The organism is Corynebacterium sp. MSK006 (genome assembly GCF_030232385.1).
Taxonomy (GTDB): domain Bacteria; phylum Actinomycetota; class Actinomycetes; order Mycobacteriales; family Mycobacteriaceae; genus Corynebacterium; species Corynebacterium frankenforstense_A.
Genome location: NZ_JASPJZ010000008.1, coordinates 16,901 through 33,855 on the forward strand (window position 1 = coordinate 16,901; position 16,955 = coordinate 33,855).

Below are 16,955 nucleotides of genomic sequence, written 5' to 3' on the forward strand. Positions count from 1 at the left end.
GCCGGGTGCCGCGCGCCGGGGCTCTAGAATCGGGGGCCATGAGCGATTCCCGTGATGCCGCACCCTCGACCGCACTGGCCGCCGAGGTGGTCGACCGGCTCGCCGGCTTCGTCACCGACGTCGTCGTCTGCCCCGGCTCGCGCAACACGCCCCTGACCCTGGCGCTGACCGCCCGGCGCGACCTGCGCGTGCACGTGCGCGTCGACGAGCGCTCCGCCGCCTTCCTCGCCCTGGGCCTGGCCCGCGCGCAGCGCCGCCGCGTGGCGGTGTGCATGACCTCCGGCACGGCCGTGGCCAACTGCCTGCCCGCCGTCGTCGAGGCCGCCCAGTCGCACACCCCGCTGGTCGTCCTCGCCGCCGACCGCCCCGCCCGCCTGGTGGGCACCGGCGCCTCGCAGACGATCGTGCAGCGCGGCCTCTTCGGCGGCTACGCGCCGACCCTGCAGGTCGACCACGTCGGGACCGGCGAGGGGGCGGCCGCGCAGATCGACGCGTTCCTCGCCGCCCACGCGCAGGCCCACCTCAACGTCGCGCTGGACAACCCGCTGGTGCCGCCGGTCGCGCCCGAGCCGGTCGGTGGGGCCCGTACCACGCGCCCGCGCCCGGTCACCCCGGGCGTCGACCACGGCGAGGTCGCTGTCGACCTCACGCGCGACACCCTCGTCATCGCCGGCGACGAGGCCTGGGAGGTCCCCGGCCTCGAGGAGGCGCCCACCATCGCCGAGCCCAGCGCGCCCGCCCCGCTCAACCCCGTCCACCCGTTGGCCGCCGCCGCGCTGCGCCCCGAGCAGGTCATCGTCGTAGGTCACCCCACCCTGCACCGCGCCGTGCTGCGGCTTGCCGCGGGTGTGCTTGACGACGTCGCGCCCGCCGGCGCCGGCGGTTCCGCGGCGGCGCCTGCGACGCCGCCGGAGGTGATCGTGCTCAGCCGCACGGAGACGGTCACCGACCCGGAGGGCGCTGCCTCCCGCGTCGGCTCCCGGGTCAGGGCCTCGGGCGCCCCGCGCCGGGAGTGGTTGGCCGCCTGCGAGCGCGCCTCCCAGCTGGCCGCCGAGGCCGTGCGCGCCGGGCTGGCCGACTCCGAGTACGGCTTCACCGGCCTGCACGTGGCCGCCGCGGTGGCCGACGAGCTCGGCGACGGCGACACGCTCTTCGCCGCGGCGTCGAACCCGGTGCGCGACCTCTCCTGGGTCGGCCTGCCGTTCGCCGGCGTGCGCACGCTGACCCCGCGCGGGGCGGCCGGCATCGACGGCTCGGTCTCCCAGGCGGTCGGCGCGGCCCTGGCAGCCCAGGCCGAGCACCCCGAACTGCCGACGGCCCCGCGCACCGTCGCCCTGCTCGGCGACCTGGCCTTCCTGCACGACGTCGGCGGCCTGCTCATCGGCGCCGACGAACCGCGCCCGGACAACCTGACGGTCGTGGTCGCCAACGACGACGGCGGCGGCATCTTCGAGTCCCTCGAGATCGGCGCGCCTGGCCTGCGCCCGGGCTTCGAGCGCGCCTTCGCCACGCCGACCGGCGTCGACCTGGGCGAGCTCTGTGCAGCCTACGGGGTGGAGCACGCACGCGTCGGAAATCTCGGGGAACTCGTCGACGCCCTCGTCGACGCCGCCGGGCACCCGCGCTTCCACGTCATCGAGGCGCGCACGACGCGCGCCACGCGGCGCGCGCTGACGGAGACCGTGCAGAAGGTCGCCGTGCGCGCTGTCGGGGAGGGCGCGTAGTGGACAGCGGCGGGCTGCGCAAGCGCGTGCGCCAGTTCATCGTGGCGCTCTACACGCTGGCGTGCCTGGGCTGCGCGGCGATGGTCATCGGGCCCGCGCTCAACGACCGCACCATCGCCGCCGACCCGGGGCGCGCCCTGGCCGAGGTCACCGACGTCGGCTGGCGGCGCACCACCGTCGACTACCAGGACGCCGAGGGCATCTTCCACTCCCCGCCGGGCGGGGTGGCCTACCCGGGCGGGCTGCAGGAGGGCCAGCGCGTCTGGGTCACCTACGCCGTCGACGACCCCGCCCTGGTCAAGATCGAGGGCCGCGGGTGGACGCTGGCGCTGACCCCGGCGGCCTCCTCGTGGCTGGTGTGCACCGTGGTCGCGGGGCTGCTGTGGTGGCTGGCGGGCAGCGTCGGCAACCGTCGGCAACGGCAGGCGCGGGTGGGACGCGGCCCGCGCGGGTGACACAGTTCACCGCGACTTCTCTTAAGCTTCAAACTAAGTACCACCGGTGGACAACACCCGGCAGTGGCGCACGGAAAGGATGACAGGCATGCGGATCGGTATCGTCACGGAGTCATTCCTGCCCAACGTCAACGGCGTGACCAACTCGGTGCTGCGCGTCCTCGAGCACCTCGAGGCCACCGGTCACGAGGCCGTCGTGGTCGCCCCCGGCGCCCGCGGCTTCGAAGAGGAGATCCCCGAGTACCGCGGCTTCCCGATCCACCGCGTGCCCACCGTGCGCGTCCCGCTCGTCGACTCGCTGCCCGTCGGCGTGCCCACCCCGACCGTGACGGCCGTGCTGCGCGACTTCGAGCCGGACGTGGTCCACCTGGCCAGCCCCTTCGTCCTCGGCGCGGCGGGCGCCTACTCGGCCGCGCAGCTGGGCGTGCCGGCCGTCGGCGTCTACCAGACCGACGTCGCCGGCTTCTCCGGGCGCTACCACCTCGGCCCCCTGGCCACCGCCGCCTGGGAGTGGACCCGCCTGGTGCACAACGCGTGCGCGCGCACCCTGGCGCCGTCCTCGCCGACGATCGCCGCGCTGACCGCCCACGGCGTGCGCAACGTCTACCGCTGGGGCCGCGGCGTCGACGCGGAGCGCTTCAACCCGGCCAAGCGCTCCGCCGAGCTGCGTCGCAGCTGGGAACCGACGGGCCGCAAGCGCGTCGTCGGCTTCGTCGGCCGCCTCGCCGCGGAGAAGGGAGTGCACCGCCTCGCCGTGCTCTCCGGGCGCCCGGACATCCAGCTGGTCATCGTCGGCGACGGCCCCGAGTGCGACCGCCTGCGCGAACTGATGCCCGACGCCGTGTTCACCGGCCAACTCGGCGGCGACCGGCTCGCCGAGGCCTACGCCTCGCTCGACCTGTTCGTCCACCCCGGTGAGTTCGAGACCTTCTGCCAGGCCGTCCAGGAGGCGCAGGCCTCGGGCGTGCCCACCATCGGCCCGCGCGCCGGCGGCCCCGTCGACCTCATCGAGCAGTCCGTCACCGGCGAGCTCCTCGACGTCGCGACCTTCTCCCGCGACCTGCCCGCAGCCGTGGAGCGGCTGCTTGACGACGCCGTGCACGACACCATGGCGCGTACCTGCCGGGAGACCGTGGAGAACCGCACCTGGTACGCGCAGGGCGAGAAGTTGCTGGGGCACTACCGGGAGGTCATCGGCCGGTTCCGGCCGACCGGCCTGGCGGCGCTCAAGGCGGCCTACCGCCCGCTGTGGACCGCGGACCTGGCGGCCGGCCACGCGGTGCGAGGCGCCCGCGCCGGGCGCGCCGGGCGTGCGGGCCATCTCGCCGGCGACGCCCGCAACGCCGGCGCCGCTTAAAAGGCCTTCGGGCGCGGGCCGGTCCGGTTGCGCCTTCCCTGAGCGGCGCTTCACCCGGGCAGCCGAGTGCGTGCGCCGCCACGCACCAGGCCGTGGGGGACCGCCGACGTGCTCCGCGCGACGTCGGCAAGCGGATGGACGGTAGACTCGGCCGACGTGGCTAAGGCAGACCTGGACAAGAAGCCGCTCGACGTCGCGGGGATGTTCGACGACGTCGGCAAGCGTTACGACATCACGAACACCGTCCTGTCCTTCGGGCAGGACCGCTACTGGCGGCGCCGCACGCGCGAGCGCCTCGACCTGAAGCCCGGCGAGAAGGTCCTCGACCTGGCCGCCGGCACCGCCGTGTCGACCGTGGAGCTCTCCCGCTCCGGCGCCTGGTGCGTGGCCTGCGACTTCTCGCGCGGCATGCTCAAGGCCGGCCGCGACCGCGACGTGCCCAAGGTGTGCGGCGACGCGATGCGCCTGCCCTTCGCCGACGAGACCTTCGACGCGGTGACCATCTCCTACGGGCTGCGCAACGTCCACGACTTCCGCGCCGCGCTGCGCGAGATGGCGCGCGTGACCAAGCCGGGCGGACGCCTGCTGGTCAACGAGTTCTCCACGCCCGTGGTGCCCGTCTTCGCGACGGTCTACAAGGAGTACCTGATGCGCCTGCTGCCGCAGATCGCGCGGCTGGTCTCCTCGAACCCCGAGGCCTACGAGTACCTCGCCGACTCGATCCGCCAGTGGCCCGACCAGGTCGGGCTCGCCCGCGAGATCAACCGCAACGGGTGGACCGACGCCGGGTGGCAGAACCTGACCCTCGGCATCGTCGCGATCCACTCCGCCGTCAAGCCCGGCGCCTAGCTCGCCGGGGCGACTTCCGCGGGCGCCCAGAGCGGCGAGCCCGCGCGGGCGGCCTTCGTGACCGCGCCGGCCGCCCGCCACACGCGCGCGACCAGGTCGCGGTCCTCGTCGGTGACGAGGTTGCCCATCAGCCGCGCCGCCGCCGGCATGATCACCCGCGCCGCCGGGCCGCGCAGCCCCAGCGGGCCCACCGCCGGCAGGAACCGCGGGTGCGTCAGCGCGCGGGCCAGCGTGCGCGCCAGCAGGAACGCCTCGCCGTAGTGCTCGTTGAGCAGCGCTGGCCAGGCGGCCGTGAGATCCCCGCCGTCGCCGCCGGCCGCGCAGATCAGCGCGACGACCTGCTCGGCGGTCTCCAGGGCGTAGTCGATGCCCTCGCCGTTGAGCGGGTTGACACAGGCTGCCGCGTCGCCGATCAGCGCCCAGTTCGGGCCTGCGACACCGCTGACCGCGCCGCCCATCGGCAGCATCGCCGAGGTCACGTGCTGCTCCTCGCCGAGCGTCCACGCCTCGCTGCGCGCGGCGGCGTAGTGCGACAGCAGCTTCTTCGTGTTGACCTTCGCCGGGCGCGCCGCCGTCGACAGCGCCCCGCAGCCCAGGTTCACCCAGCCCGCAGCGGAACCGCCTGCGCCGGGCGCGTCAGCGCCCGCATCAGCGCCGCCACGCAGCCGCGCCGCAGCGGCGTCGGGGTCGCCGCCCACCGGGGCGTCGCCAAGCGGGAAGATCCACCCGTAACCGGGCTGCACCACGCCGTCGGCGTCGCGCAGCTCCAGGTGCGAGTGGATCCACTCCTCCCGGGCGCGCGGGCTGCGACAGTACGAGCGCGCCGCGATGCCGTAGACCTCGCCGCGGTGCCACTTCCGGCCCAGGCGCCGCCCGAGCTCCGAGCGCACGCCGTCGGCGACGATCAGGTGCCGGCAGCGCACGCGCCGCTCGGCCCCGTCGCGCACGAACGTGACCTCCCGGACCGCCCCGGCGGCGTCGCGCTCGACCGCGCTCGCGCGCGCCCCGCCCCACAGCTCGGCGTCGGCGTCGGCGGCGGCCCGGACCAGCGCGGCGTCGAAAAGCGTGCGCGGCACCGCGGAACCCTCAGCCCCGAAGCGGCTGTCGGGCCACGGCACCGTCACCGAGTCGCCGAAGCCGTGCAGCTTCAGGCCGCGGTTGCGGTAGGCGCCGAGCACCTCGCCCGCGACGCCGAGCCGGCGCAGCTGGTGCATCGCGCGCGGGGTCAGCCCGTCGCCGCAGGTCTTGTCGCGCGGGAACCGCGCGGCGTCGGCGAGGATCACCCCGCGTCCGGCGCGCGCGGCATGGATCGCCGCCGCGGAGCCCGCGGGCCCGGCGCCGACGACGAGGACGTCCGTGTGCACTTGCTCAACCACGCCCGTCATTGTCCCATCGACGCTTGACGACGCCCGCGTGGCACCCCCGGGTGCGTCCCCTGCGGCGACGCATGCGGCCCGGGTGCACTTTCGACGGGTGCGTGGGCTACGGTTGTGGGCGAGCTCCGACGCGCTGTTGGCGCGTCGACAACCGAGGTGCGCGGCCGCGCCCGGCCACGCACGCACAGGCCTGTGAACGGTAAGGACACCAATTTTGAAGATCCACGGTGAAGGCACCCCGGACGTAGTCTCCGGGTCCCTCCCCTTGAGCGACGAGGCCCTCGCCGCCCGGCTGAACGACGCCATGGCACGCGTGGAGGACCTGCTCGAGCGCAAGCTGTCCGAGGGCGACGAGATCGTCTCGGAGAAGGTGCTGCACCTCGCCAAGGCGGGCGGCAAGCGCTTCCGGCCGATGTTCGCGCTTTTGGCCAGCGAGTACGGCGACCGCCCGATGTGCGACGACGTGGTCAAGGCCGCTGCGCTGGTCGAGATGACGCACCTGGCGACGCTGTACCACGACGACGTCATGGACGAGGCGCAGCGGCGCCGCGGCGTGGAGTCGGCGAACGCGCGCTGGGGCAACTCCGTGGCGATCCTCGCTGGCGACCGGCTGCTGGCCCTGGCCTCCGGGCTGATGGCGGACCTGGGCGTGGCCACCGTGCGCCACTTCTCCGAGACCTTCGGCGAGCTGGTCACCGGCCAGATGCGCGAGACCGTCGGCGCCCGTGGCGGCGACCCGATCGAGCACTACACGCAGGTCATCCGCGAGAAGACCGGTGTGCTCATCGCCTCGGCCGGCTACCTGGGCGGCCTGCACGGCGGCGCGGACACCGAGCGGATCTCCGCGCTGCACGGCTACGGGCGCGCGATCGGCATGGTCTTCCAGATCGTCGACGACATCATCGACGTCTTCTCCGACCCGGAGGAGTCCGGCAAGGAGCGCGGCACCGACCTGCGCGAGGGCGTGTTCACGCTGCCGGTGCTCTACGCGATGGCCGAGGACAACGAGACCGGCGCGCGGCTGCGCGAGCTGCTCGACGGCCCCGTCACCGACGACGCCGTGCTGGCCGAGGTGCTCGGGCTGCTGGAGCGCTCCGGCGGGCGCGAGCGCGCGCTGGTCGACGTGCGCGCCTGGGTCGACGAGGCCGAGGAGTGCCTGACCCACCTGCCCGACGGGCCGGTGACGGCGGCGCTGCGGCAGCTGGCCGAGTACACCGCTAGCCGCGTCGGTTAGGTCCGGGGCCCGGGCGGGGCATCTGTGCAGTTGAGCGCAATGATTTGGTGTGCGGCCGGGCCGTCGTAGTAGAGTATGAACCCGCGCCACGGAGCCGGTCCACGGTTCCAGTACGTGACGTCTGCCGGGTTGCCCGAGCGGCCAAAGGGAGCGGACTGTAAATCCGCCGGCATTGCCTTCAGAAGTTCGAATCTTCTACCCGGCACCACGAAAACCCCGTCGCACCGAGAGGTGCGGCGGGGTTATTTCTGCGTCGGGTGGTCGGGGCGCCGCCCGGGGCCAGCGGAGCCGGGGGCCGCAGGCGGCCACGAGCCGGCGCCTGCGCGGCCCGGGCCCGTCAGAGGCCGAAGTAGGCGCGCAGGCCCTCCGAGATCGGCGCCAGGCGCTCCGGGTCGGGCGACTCGAGGTAGCACTTCAGTTTCGGCTCCGTGCCCGAGGGGCGGACCACGACGCGGTCGTCGGCCTCGGTGAAGAAGATGAAGCCCTGCGAGAACTCCTTCGTCTCCGCGACCGGGGAGCCGGCGAACTGCGTCGGCGGCTCGGTGGCGACCTTCTCCATCGCCTTGCCGATCAGCGAGGTGTCCGCCACGCGGAAGGTCAGCGGGCGGGTGGTCAGCGGGCCGACCATCGCGTGGATCTCCGCGAGCCGGTCCACCAGCGTTTTGCCCTCGGCCTTCAGCTCCGCGGCCAGGCTGGCCAGCACCACCGAGGTAGAGATGCCGTCCTTGTCGTGCACGGCGTCCGGGTCCGGGCAGAAGCCGATGGCCTCCTCGTAGCCGAAGACCAGTCCCGGCACCCGCGAGATCCACTTGAAGCCCGTCAGGGTCTCCTCGTGGCCGTAGCCGTAGTGCTCCGCGATGCGCCCGAGTAGGCGCGAGGAGACGATCGAGTTGGCGAAGGTGCCCTTCGCGTCCGCGGCGTCGTTCTCGGCGCCGGCCGCGGCGCGGCGAGCGAGGTAGTCGCCCAGCAGGACGCCGGTCTCGTCACCGGTCAGCTGGCGCCAGCCGGAGTCGCCGGGCACAGCGACGGCGCAGCGGTCGGCGTCCGGGTCGTAGGCGATGAGCACGTCCGCGCCGATCTTCTCCGCGTGGGTCTTGCCCAGGTCCAGCGCACCGGGCTCCTCCGGGTTGGGGAACTCCACGGTGGGGAAGTCCGGGTCCGGCTCGGCCTGCTCGGGCACCAGCGAGACGGTGAACCCGGCGCGGTTGAGCAGCTCCTCGCCGATGGCCGCGCCCACGCCGTGCATGGCGGTCAGCGCGATCGTCAGGTCGGTGACCGGGCCGGTCAGCTGGAGTGCGCGGCCGATGTACTCGGCGCGGGTGTCCACGTCACGGATCTCACCGGCGGCGTTGGCGCGGGTGGTCTCACCGGCGGCGTGCGCGGAGTGGTCACCGTCCGCGGAACGGCCGTCGGAGGCGGCGGCGAGGATCTCGTCGGCCGCGGGGGCGGCCGCGATCTCCCCGGCGATCTCCTTGTCAGCCAGCGAGATCAGCTGCGAGCCCTGGCCGTCGCCGGTGACCACGCGCCCGCCCAGGTAGACCTTGTAGCCGTTGTCGGCCGGCGGGTTGTGCGAGGCGGTGACCATCACGCCGGCGTCGGCACCTGCGTGGCGCACCGTGAACGCGGTCAGCGGCGTCGGGTTCTCCGCCGGCAGCACCAGCGCCGTGCCGCCGCCCGCCGCCACGACCTTCGCGACGTCCTTCTGGAACTGCGCCGAGCCGTGGCGGGCGTCGCAGCCGACGACCACGACCGGGTCCGCGACCGTGCGGCGCAGCCAGCGCATGAGACCGTAGGTGGTGCGGATGACCACGGCGCGGTTCATCCGGGACTCCCCGGCGCCGACCGCGGCGCGCAGCCCGGCGGTGCCGAAGGCCAGCGGCCCGGCGAAGGCCGCCGCCAGCGCCTCGGTGTCACCGGAGTCGATCCAGCCGCGCACCTCGGCGGCGGTGGCCGGGTCCGGGTCGTGCTCGGCCCACCGGCGGGCGTGCGCGAGGAGCGCCTCGTCGCCCGCGGCCGGCGTCGTCAGTTCAGAATCGGTGTCCACGGCTACTTCGCCTCGTTCTCGATGTCGGCCAGCACCTTCGCCGAGGAGGACAGGCCCAGCCGGGTCGCGCCCGCCTCGATCATCGCCAGCGCGTCGGCGCCGGTGCGGATCCCGCCGGAGGCCTTCACACCCAGGCGCCCGCCCACGGTGTCGGCCATCAGCTTCACCGCGTGCACGCTCGCGCCGCCGGCGGGGTGGAAACCGGTGGAGGTCTTCACGAAGTCGGCGCCCGCCGCCTCGGCGGCGCGGCAGGCGGTGACCACCGCGGCGTCGTCAAGCACTGCAGTCTCAAGGATCACCTTGAGCACGACGCCGGGGATCGCCTCGCGCACGGTGCGGATCTCGGACTCGAGCTCGTCGAAGTGGCCGGTCAGCGCGAAGGCGATGTTGATGACCATGTCGACCTCCTCTGCGCCGTCCTCGACGGCACGGGCGGCCTCGGCGGCCTTGATCTCGGCCTTGACGGCGCCGGAGGGGAAGCCGACGACGGTGGCGACGTGGACGCCCTCGGGGGTCTCGACGGGCAGCTGCGACGGGGAGACGCACACGGAGTAGGTGCCCAGCTTCGCAGCCTCGGCGATCAGCTCGGTGACGTCGTCCGGGGTGGACTCCGGCTTGAGCAGGGTGTGGTCGATCATGTCCGCGACGGTCTTGGGGTCAGTCATTTTCTCTCCTTGGAGGTGGTGTTGTTCGGGCTCGGGGCGGGGTTCAGGCGACGCGGGCGGGGGCCTGCTCCCTGCGGGCCATGGCCAGGTCGGCGACCACGTAGATCGTGCTGCCGGCGGCGGCGACGGCCGCGAGGACCCACAGGATCACCGAATAGTTATCCGTGATGTCGTTGAGCTTGGCGGAGTAGGCGATGCCCAGCGGGACCGCGATGTTGATCGTCAGGTTGTAGAAGCCGATGGCGATGCCGGACTTCTGCGCCGGGATGTTGCTCAGGGCCGTGTTGACCAGCGGCGCGTAGAAGAGCGCGAAGCCGGAGGCGAAGGCGATGATCGCGACGATGAGCACCGCGACGTGCAGGTTCATGAACAGGGCGCACAGGACCAGGGCGCCGACGATCATGCCGAAGGCGATGTAGATGGTCGTCCGGCTCGTCAGCACCTTGCCGATGCGGCCCGAGAAGACGCCGACGAGGATCGCGCAGATGTAGCCGGGCACCATCAGCAGGCTGGCGCGGTCGATGGACATGCCGTGCAGGTCCTGCGCGGCGTACGGCAGCAGGAAGATGAAGCCGAGCTGCGTGGAGTAGACCAGGAAGACCATCACCAGGGTCCAGACGTAGCGGCCGTTGCTGAAGAACTCCGGCTTGACCACGGGGTGCTGGGCGCGCTGGATGTGCCAGGCGAAGCCGGCGACACCCAGGACGGCCGGGATGAGCCACAGGAAGTTGAACGCCTGCATGAACATCGTCAGCGAGGTGGCGAACACGGCGATGAGCACGAGCCCCACGGCGTCGAGGTGGCCCTCGACGGCCTCGTCCTCGGGGACCATCTTGTAGATGGCCGGGACGGCGAGGATGAGGATCAGCGGGATGAGGAACATCGCGGTCCACGAGATGTGCGTGGACACGAACCCACTGGTCAGCGCGCCGATGAGGAGGCCGGCCTGGAAGGCGGCGGTGGAGAAGCCCAGGTAGGTCTTCTGGTCCGCCTCGCTGAGGTGCTTGGTCACGTAGATGACGTAGAGGGTCTCGGCGGCGGCCAGGCCCGTGGTCTGGACCAGGCGGCCGGTGAGCACCATCGCCCAGGAGCCGGAGAAGATCCAGCCGATCGCGGAGCCGACCACGATCAGGCCGACACCGGCGAGCATCAGCTTGCGGATCGAGATCGAGTCGGCGAGCGCGGCGTAGACCACCGCGCCGATGCCGATGATCACGCCGGCCAGGGAGGCCTGCAGGGAGGCGGTGTTGTCGTCGATGCCCAGGCCCTCGGCGATCGGCATCGTCATCGTCTTGAAGGCGTTGTCGATGACGAGGCAGAAGACGAAGGTGAACAGGAGGATCGGGACGGCGCGCTTCGGGTTGAGCGCGGCGGCGTTCTTCTCGCCCTGCTTGGCGGTCTGTGTCTTGTTCACGGCCCTAGACCTCCGCCAGCGGGAGCGCGAGCTCCATCATCTGGGTGAACGCGGTCTGGCGCTCCTCCGCGGTGGTGGCGCCGCCGGTGACCAGGTTGTCGGAGACGGTGAACACGCCGAGCGCGTCGACGCCGGCCTCGGCGGCGATGGCGTAGAGCGCGGCGGACTCCATCTCGACGCCGAGCACGCCCATGTGCGCCCACCGGGAGTTGACGGTCTCGTCGAAGTTGTAGAAGACGTCGGAGCTGAGGATGTTGCCCACGTGCAGGGGCACCTCGCGCTCCTCGGCGAGGTCGGTGACCGCCTTGAGCAGCTTCCAGGAGGCGGTGGGGGCGTAGGTGCCCGGCAGGTTGTACTGCTTCAGGAAGTTCGAGTCGGTCGAGGCCGACGAGGCGACGATGACGTCGTAGAGGTCGATGTCCTCCTGCATGGCGCCGATGGAGCCGACGCGGATGACCTTGCGGACGCCGAAGCGGTGGATCAGCTCCCAGGAGTAGATGCCGATCGAGGGGATCCCCATGCCGGAACCCATCACGGAGACCGGCGTTCCGTTGTACGTTCCGGTGTAGCCGAGCATGTTGCGCACGGCGTTGAACTGACGCGGGTTGTCCAGGTAGGTCTCGGCGATGAACTTCGCCCGCAGCGGGTCGCCGGGCAGCAGGACCGTCTCGGCGATCTCGACGCCCTGCGGGTTGATGTGGGGGGTGCTGGTGGTCATTGTCTGACCCTCCTGTCTGGCGGTGGCGGTGTTGCCGGGTCCCAGCGTAAGCCCCCGTGCGAACAGATGTCAACGAGTAAATTTGCAAATGTTCGGCCTTTTGGTGTGAGATTATGCACTCCCGGTGGTGGGTTTCGGGCCGTCGGCGGTTCCTGGTGCGCCGAACGGCGTCAGGCGGGGTCTGGGTGAAGGGCGCCGTGCGCCGGGGAAGTGCGGGCGGCGGGGAAGTGCGTGCGCCGCGGAAGTGCGCGCGCCGGAGAAGTGCGGGCGGCGGGGAAGTGCGGGCGGCGGGGAAGTGCGTGCGCCGCGGAAGTGTGGGCGGCGGTGGCGTCGAAAGGCTCGTGGCCGGTGGGTCCGGTGGCGGCTAGGTTCAGCGGGACGGTGCCGCGGCCGCGCGCCTCAGTCGCCGGGCTCGTCGAGGATGCGCGAGGCCGTGTCGTGGTCGATGACCAGGTGCGTGGCCAGGCCCATGTCCAGCGCGGTGCGGATCGCCGCCGCCTTGCGCGCGCCGCCGGCGACGAGCACGCGGGTGGGCCGCTTCGCCAGGTCGGAGAGCGTGATGCCCACGGTGCGGGCGTCGACCTCGGGGGCGGCCGGCGAGCCGTCGGCGGTGAAGAACCGCGAGCAGACGTCGCCGACGGCGTGCGCGGACAGCTCCGCGGTCTCCTCCTCGGACAGGTAGCCGAGGTTGAGCACCAGCGACTCCGGGTCCGCCGAGCCCGCGGTGAACACAGCGACGTCGACGTTCGCGCCCAGCTCGAGCATGTGGGCGATGTGCCGGTCGCGCACGACCCACTCCTTGGCCTCGACCGAGTCGAAGATGACCGGCAGCGGCAGCATGAACGTCTCGGCCCGGAAGGCGCGCGCGAAGCCGGCGAGGGTCGCCATGTCCTTCGTCGAGCGCTCCGAGTGCGAGTGGCCGCCCTTGAGCTGGACCACCTTGACCCCGACGCGGTTCTGTGGGCGCAGGTGCTCGGCGACGGCCGCCATCGTCGTCCCCCACGAGACGCCCAGCGTCGTGTCGTCGGTGACGAGCTCCTCGATGAGCCCCGCCCCGGCCCCGCCGAGCTCGTTGAGCAGCGGCGCCCCGGCCGGCGGGCGCACCACGCGGGCGTCGACGAGCCCGAAGCGCTCGCGCAGCCGCTGGACCAGCTCGTCGCCGCGCTCGCGCGGGTCGTGCAGCGTGATGGTGACGAAGCCGCGCTCGTGGGCCCGGCTGAGCAGCTTGGACACGGTGGGTCGCGAGACGCCGAGGCGCTCCGCCACCTGCGCCTGGCTCAGGCCGCCGGCGTAGTACAGCTTCGCCGTGTCGACCGCCTGTGCGTCCCGCTCGTTCAACATGCGTCCATTGTCCCACCCACGGGCCCCGCGGCCCGCATCGGCGCCCGAGTCGCACCCGTGCGCGTGGCCCGCAAGGGGTTGCACGGCGCCCGCACGGCGCCCGCGCCCGCAGGGCGCGCCCCACGCACTGCGGCGCACGGAACCGCTCGCGGCGTGCGACGGGACGTCGGAAATCGACGGGGTGGAAGGCGTCAAAATGTCGGTTGAGGTGCTGATTTGTGTATCGTGCGCGCCGCGGGTTAACCTGGTCCAGGCTTCAACGCAGCGGCCAAGGCCGAAGCGAGAAGCTGTGCCCCCTTAGCTCAGTCGGCAGAGCGTTTCCATGGTAAGGAAAAGGTCGACAGTTCGATTCTGTCAGGGGGCTCTGTTGCTTGTCTCCCGCTCGACCCACGCGTGAGTGCGGGAACGGGCAGCGCCGTCGCGGCGGTGTAGCTCAGTGGTAGAGCAAGCGACTCATAATCGCTGTGTCGCGGGTTCAATTCCCGCCATCGCTACGAAATGAACGGGTCGGCCGGGAAGTTCCGGTCGGCCCGTTCGCCGTCTTCGCTCGCCGACGCCGCGCCGCCCGACGTGGGTGCGTATGTGCGGGTCGGGGGCCGGTTAGGTTCGTGCCGGGCGGTTCTGCTAGGGTGTTGCGAGTCGCCGCGTGGCGACGGCACACGCCATAGGGGCGTGGCGCAATTGGTAGCGCAACGGTCTCCAAAACCGTAGGTTGCAGGTTCGAGTCCTGTCGCCCCTGCCAGGTGAGACGGCGCCGACCGTGAGGACCACTAAGTTGGCCCGCGGTCGGCGCCGTCGCCTTTGTTATAGTTGGTTGGATCCGTCCACCGAGTCCTGTCCAGGAGGAGAGCCTTGAGCGAGGACCGCGAGAACCAGAAGCCGGCTCAGCCGGCGCGCCCCACCGGCAAGCGTCAGCTGACCGGTGCCGGCCCCGTGACCGGCGACTCCTACGTGGCCAAGCGTGCCGAGCCGAGCCCGGAGCAGGACGGCCCCGGCGGCGGCGCGGCCAGCTACCTGCCCGAGGTCGTCACCGAGATGCGCAAGGTCATCTGGCCGACCGCGCAGCAGATGATCACCTACACGCTGGTCGTCTTCGCCTTCCTGATCGTGCTGACCGTGCTGGTCGCGGGCGTGGACTTCCTCGCCGGAGCCGGAGTTGAGTGGGCGCTGACCTCGAAGTAGGATCGAGCCCGTCAGCTTCTCCCGCCGCCCCCGCTAACCTGGGGGAGGGCGGGATAAATTTTTGTACCCCCACCCCTGATCCGCAGCGAAGAAAGTGGTTCCACATGAGCGACTCTGATTCCGTCAACCCCGTCGATCCCACGCAGGAGCCCTCCGCCGACGCCCCGCGCACCGCGATGGAGGAGGCGATGATGGAGGCCGCCACCACCGCGCAGAAGGAGAGCACCCCCGAGGTCGACGCCGCCGCCGAGCAGGCCGAGGCGACCCCGACCGAGGCCGACGTGGCCGCGGGTGCCGAGGGCGCCGAGGCGGAGGGCGCCGACGCCGCTGCGGGCGTCGACGCCGACGCTGCTGCCGCCGGCGAGGGCGACGCCGCCGAGCCGACCCCCTCCGAGGCCGCCGCCGCGGAGCTGGCCGAGGGCGCCGACGAGGAGGAGGACGCCGAGGCCGCCTACCGCAAGCGCCTGCGCCAGTTCACCCGCGAGCTGAAGAAGCAGCCGGGCGACTGGTACATCATCCAGACCTACTCGGGCTACGAGAACAAGGTGAAGACCAACCTGGACATGCGCGCCCAGACCCTCGAGGTCGAGGACTCGCTCTACGAGGTCGTCGTGCCCATCGAGCAGGTCACCGAGCTGCGCGACGGCAAGCGCAAGCAGATCAAGCGCAAGCTGCTCCCCGGCTACGTGCTCGTGCGCATGGACATGAACGACCGCGCCTGGTCCGTCGTCCGCGAGACCCCGGGTGTGACCAGCTTCGTCGGCAACGAGGGCAACGCCACCAAGGTCAAGCACCGCGAGGTGGCCAAGTTCCTCATGCCCAAGGAGACCTCCGAGGGCGAGAAGACCGTCGACAAGGACGGCGAGCAGGTCGTGGCCATGCCGGAGCCGGAGAAGAAGCCGGTCCAGCAGATCGACTTCGAGGTCGGCGAGGCCGTCACCATCCTCACCGGCGCGCTGGCCAGTGTCTCGGCCACCATCTCCGACATCGACTACGAGACCGGCAAGCTGCAGGCCCTGGTCTCCATCTTCGGCCGCGAGACCCCGGTGGAGCTCACTGCGGATCAGGTCGAGAAGATCATGTAGCCGACCTGCCCCACAGCAGCCGCCGCGGTTTGGGGGAGCGCCCCCTCCTGCGGTACTCTGACTGGTCGCGCGTGTCGCCGCCCCGCAGGGGGTCGGATCGACGGGCGCGACCAGAACTTTATTCATCTCCCCGGTGGCCGGAACATGCGCCACCCGAACGGCGCCCGCGGTGCCGGCCCGGGTACGCGTCACCCCGGCATCCGGACGGGTGGGGTGCGGACCATCGAACCGCGCCCGGCCCGGTAACCAGGAAAGAGGATTTTCGATGGCCAAGAAGGTCACTGGCTTCATCAAGCTGCAGATCGAGGCCGGCGCCGCCAACCCGGCTCCGCCGGTCGGCCCGGCGCTCGGTGCCCACGGTGTCAACATCATGGAGTTCTGCAAGGCGTACAACGCCGCGACCGAGAACCAGCGCGGCAACGTCGTGCCGGTCGAGATCACAGTCTACGAGGACCGCTCCTTCACCTTCAAGCTGAAGACCCCGCCGGCCGCCAAGCTCCTGCTCAAGGCCGCCGGCCTGCAGAAGGGCTCGGGCGTCCCGCACACCCAGAAGGTCGGCTCCGTGACCATGGAGCAGGTCAAGGAGATCGCCACCCAGAAGAAGCCGGATCTCAACGCCAACGACATCGACGCCGCCGCGAAGATCATCGCCGGCACCGCCCGCTCCATGGGCATCACCGTCCAGGAGTAAGTACACCCACGTGGCAGGGCCTGCTCAGGGCCCACATTCGACCACACGATCCGAAAGAGGATTTTCAACCATGAGCAAGCGTTCCAAGGCCTACCAGGCCGCGGCCGAGAAGGTCGACCGCAACCGTTTCTACCACCCGCTCGAGGCCGCCAAGCTGGTCAAGGAGACCGCCACCGGCAAGTTCGACGCCACCGTCGACGTCGCCGTGCGCCTGGGCGTCGACCCGCGCAAGGCCGACCAGCTGGTCCGCGGCACCGTCTCCCTGCCGAACGGCACCGGTAAGATCGTCCGCGTCGTCGTCTTCGCCGAGGGCCCCAACGCCACCGCCGCCGAGGAGGCCGGTGCCGACCTCGTGGGCACCGACGAGCTGCTCGAGCGCATCCAGGGCGGCTGGACCGACTTCGACGCCGCGATCGCCACCCCGGACCAGATGGCCCGCGTCGGCCGCGTGGCCCGCGTCCTGGGTCCCCGTGGTCTGATGCCGAACCCGAAGTCCGGCACCGTGACCACCGACGTGGCCAAGGCCGTCAAGGAGATCAAGGGCGGCAAGATCACCTTCCGCGTCGACAAGGCCTCGAACCTGCACGCCATCATCGGCAAGGCCTCCTTCACCCCGGAGCAGCTGGCCGAGAACTACGGCGCGCTGATCGACGAGCTCAACCGCCTGAAGCCCTCCGCTTCCAAGGGCATCTACATGAAGAAGATCACGATGTCCGCCACCATGGGCCCGGGTGTCCCGGTCGACACCTCCGTCCAGAAGGACTTCACCGAGCAGGCCTAACGCCTCTCGTGCGGTGAGCTGACCACCGCTCAGCGCCCC

The 16,955-nt window shown here is 71.7% G+C and carries 15 protein-coding genes and 4 tRNA genes; 13 read left to right on the top strand and 6 right to left on the bottom strand.

The genetic code is table 11. The features are described 5' to 3' along the window. The first annotated feature begins 38 nt into the window (after positions 1-38). The 4 genes from menD (at position 39) to QQA02_RS06195 (ending at position 4,385) form a co-directional block, all read left to right on the top strand. Positions 39-1,724 carry a 2-succinyl-5-enolpyruvyl-6-hydroxy-3-cyclohexene-1-carboxylic-acid synthase gene (gene menD, locus QQA02_RS06180; protein WP_284774256.1) on the top strand — a complete coding sequence of 562 codons (1,686 nt, stop codon included), beginning with the start codon at positions 39-41 and terminating at the stop codon, positions 1,722-1,724. After that, positions 1,724-2,179: a DUF3592 domain-containing protein gene (locus QQA02_RS06185; protein ID WP_284774258.1), complete on the top strand. Its 456-nt coding sequence runs from the start codon at positions 1,724-1,726 to the stop codon at positions 2,177-2,179. Before menD ends, QQA02_RS06185 begins: the two co-directional genes overlap by 1 nt. Positions 2,180-2,267: 88 nt before the next feature. After that, positions 2,268-3,536: a glycosyltransferase family 4 protein gene (locus tag QQA02_RS06190; RefSeq protein ID WP_284863674.1), complete on the top strand. Its 1,269-nt coding sequence runs from the start codon at positions 2,268-2,270 to the stop codon at positions 3,534-3,536. A gap of 156 nt (positions 3,537-3,692) precedes the next feature. Next, positions 3,693-4,385, top strand: a complete 693-nt coding sequence (locus QQA02_RS06195; protein ID WP_284774263.1) for a demethylmenaquinone methyltransferase — start codon at positions 3,693-3,695, stop codon at positions 4,383-4,385. Here the strand turns inward: QQA02_RS06195 and QQA02_RS06200 are convergent. Then, a complete protein-coding gene (locus QQA02_RS06200) occupies positions 4,382-5,770 on the bottom strand; it encodes an FAD-dependent monooxygenase (protein WP_284863676.1) in 1,389 nt (462 codons plus the stop codon). The genes QQA02_RS06195 and QQA02_RS06200 overlap by 4 nt on opposite strands. Before the next feature lie 295 nt (positions 5,771-6,065). Here QQA02_RS06200 and QQA02_RS06205 point away from each other — a divergent pair, with 295 nt between their 5' ends. Both QQA02_RS06205 and QQA02_RS06210 read left to right on the top strand, forming a co-directional pair. Further along, positions 6,066-6,995: a polyprenyl synthetase family protein gene (locus QQA02_RS06205; protein WP_284774417.1), complete on the top strand. Its 930-nt coding sequence runs from the start codon at positions 6,066-6,068 to the stop codon at positions 6,993-6,995. Positions 6,996-7,118: 123 nt separating this feature from the next. Further along, positions 7,119-7,203: transfer RNA gene (locus QQA02_RS06210), tRNA-Tyr, on the top strand. A gap of 129 nt (positions 7,204-7,332) precedes the next feature. Here the strand turns inward: QQA02_RS06210 and QQA02_RS06215 are convergent. The 5 genes from QQA02_RS06215 to QQA02_RS06235 form a co-directional block, all read right to left on the bottom strand. After that, complete coding sequence (locus QQA02_RS06215) at positions 7,333-9,039, bottom strand: phospho-sugar mutase (RefSeq protein ID WP_284863678.1); 1,707 nt, start codon at positions 9,037-9,039, stop codon at positions 7,333-7,335. 2 nt (positions 9,040-9,041) lie between these two features. After that, on the bottom strand, positions 9,042-9,704 hold the full coding sequence (gene deoC, locus QQA02_RS06220) for a deoxyribose-phosphate aldolase (RefSeq protein WP_284863680.1): 663 nt from the start codon (positions 9,702-9,704) through the stop codon (positions 9,042-9,044). A gap of 43 nt (positions 9,705-9,747) precedes the next feature. Then, positions 9,748-11,118 carry an MFS transporter gene (locus QQA02_RS06225; RefSeq protein ID WP_284863682.1) on the bottom strand — a complete coding sequence of 457 codons (1,371 nt, stop codon included), beginning with the start codon at positions 11,116-11,118 and terminating at the stop codon, positions 9,748-9,750. 4 nt (positions 11,119-11,122) lie between these two features. After that, a complete protein-coding gene (gene deoD / locus QQA02_RS06230) occupies positions 11,123-11,836 on the bottom strand; it encodes a purine-nucleoside phosphorylase (protein ID WP_284774275.1) in 714 nt (237 codons plus the stop codon). A gap of 399 nt (positions 11,837-12,235) precedes the next feature. After that, positions 12,236-13,177, bottom strand: coding sequence for a sugar-binding transcriptional regulator (locus tag QQA02_RS06235; protein ID WP_284863684.1), 942 nt, complete (start codon positions 13,175-13,177; stop codon positions 12,236-12,238). 291 nt (positions 13,178-13,468) lie between these two features. On the opposite strand from QQA02_RS06235, the gene QQA02_RS06240 reads away from it, so the two are divergent. From QQA02_RS06240 to rplA, 7 genes are all read left to right on the top strand, one after another. Next, positions 13,469-13,541 (top strand) — tRNA-Thr (locus tag QQA02_RS06240). 58 nt (positions 13,542-13,599) lie between these two features. Continuing rightward, a tRNA-Met gene (locus QQA02_RS06245) sits at positions 13,600-13,671 on the top strand. Between the two features lie 172 nt (positions 13,672-13,843). Next, positions 13,844-13,919 (top strand) — tRNA-Trp (locus QQA02_RS06250). A 110-nt stretch (positions 13,920-14,029) separates the two neighbouring features. Next, positions 14,030-14,359 carry a preprotein translocase subunit SecE gene (gene secE, locus QQA02_RS06255; protein WP_284863686.1) on the top strand — a complete coding sequence of 110 codons (330 nt, stop codon included), beginning with the start codon at positions 14,030-14,032 and terminating at the stop codon, positions 14,357-14,359. Between the two features lie 191 nt (positions 14,360-14,550). Continuing rightward, the gene (gene nusG, locus QQA02_RS06260; protein WP_502870979.1) at positions 14,551-15,444 is read left to right on the top strand and encodes a transcription termination/antitermination protein NusG; all 894 of its coding nucleotides are present in this window, start codon (positions 14,551-14,553) and stop codon (positions 15,442-15,444) included. Positions 15,445-15,709: 265 nt separating this feature from the next. Continuing rightward, positions 15,710-16,135: a 50S ribosomal protein L11 gene (gene rplK, locus QQA02_RS06265; protein ID WP_284774282.1), complete on the top strand. Its 426-nt coding sequence runs from the start codon at positions 15,710-15,712 to the stop codon at positions 16,133-16,135. Positions 16,136-16,205: 70 nt separating this feature from the next. After that, complete coding sequence (gene rplA / locus QQA02_RS06270; protein ID WP_284863688.1) at positions 16,206-16,916, top strand: 50S ribosomal protein L1; 711 nt, start codon at positions 16,206-16,208, stop codon at positions 16,914-16,916. The last annotated feature ends 39 nt before the right edge of the window (positions 16,917-16,955 follow it).

Excerpts from the sequence above, each read along its gene's own strand:
- nusG (WP_502870979.1), top strand. The coding sequence starts at position 14,551 with ATGGAGGCCGCCACCACCGCGCAGAAGGAGAGCACCCCCGAGGTCGAC.
- QQA02_RS06200 (WP_284863676.1), bottom strand. The coding sequence starts at position 5,770 with ATGACGGGCGTGGTTGAGCAAGTGCACACGGACGTCCTCGTCGTCGGC.
- QQA02_RS06190 (WP_284863674.1), top strand. The coding sequence starts at position 2,268 with ATGCGGATCGGTATCGTCACGGAGTCATTCCTGCCCAACGTCAACGGC.
- menD (WP_284774256.1), top strand. The coding sequence starts at position 39 with ATGAGCGATTCCCGTGATGCCGCACCCTCGACCGCACTGGCCGCCGAG.
- rplA (WP_284863688.1), top strand. The coding sequence starts at position 16,206 with ATGAGCAAGCGTTCCAAGGCCTACCAGGCCGCGGCCGAGAAGGTCGAC.
- deoC (WP_284863680.1), bottom strand. The coding sequence starts at position 9,704 with ATGACTGACCCCAAGACCGTCGCGGACATGATCGACCACACCCTGCTC.
- QQA02_RS06205 (WP_284774417.1), top strand. The coding sequence starts at position 6,066 with ATGGCACGCGTGGAGGACCTGCTCGAGCGCAAGCTGTCCGAGGGCGAC.
- deoD (WP_284774275.1), bottom strand. The coding sequence starts at position 11,836 with ATGACCACCAGCACCCCCCACATCAACCCGCAGGGCGTCGAGATCGCC.
- QQA02_RS06235 (WP_284863684.1), bottom strand. The coding sequence starts at position 13,177 with ATGTTGAACGAGCGGGACGCACAGGCGGTCGACACGGCGAAGCTGTAC.
- rplK (WP_284774282.1), top strand. The coding sequence starts at position 15,710 with ATGGCCAAGAAGGTCACTGGCTTCATCAAGCTGCAGATCGAGGCCGGC.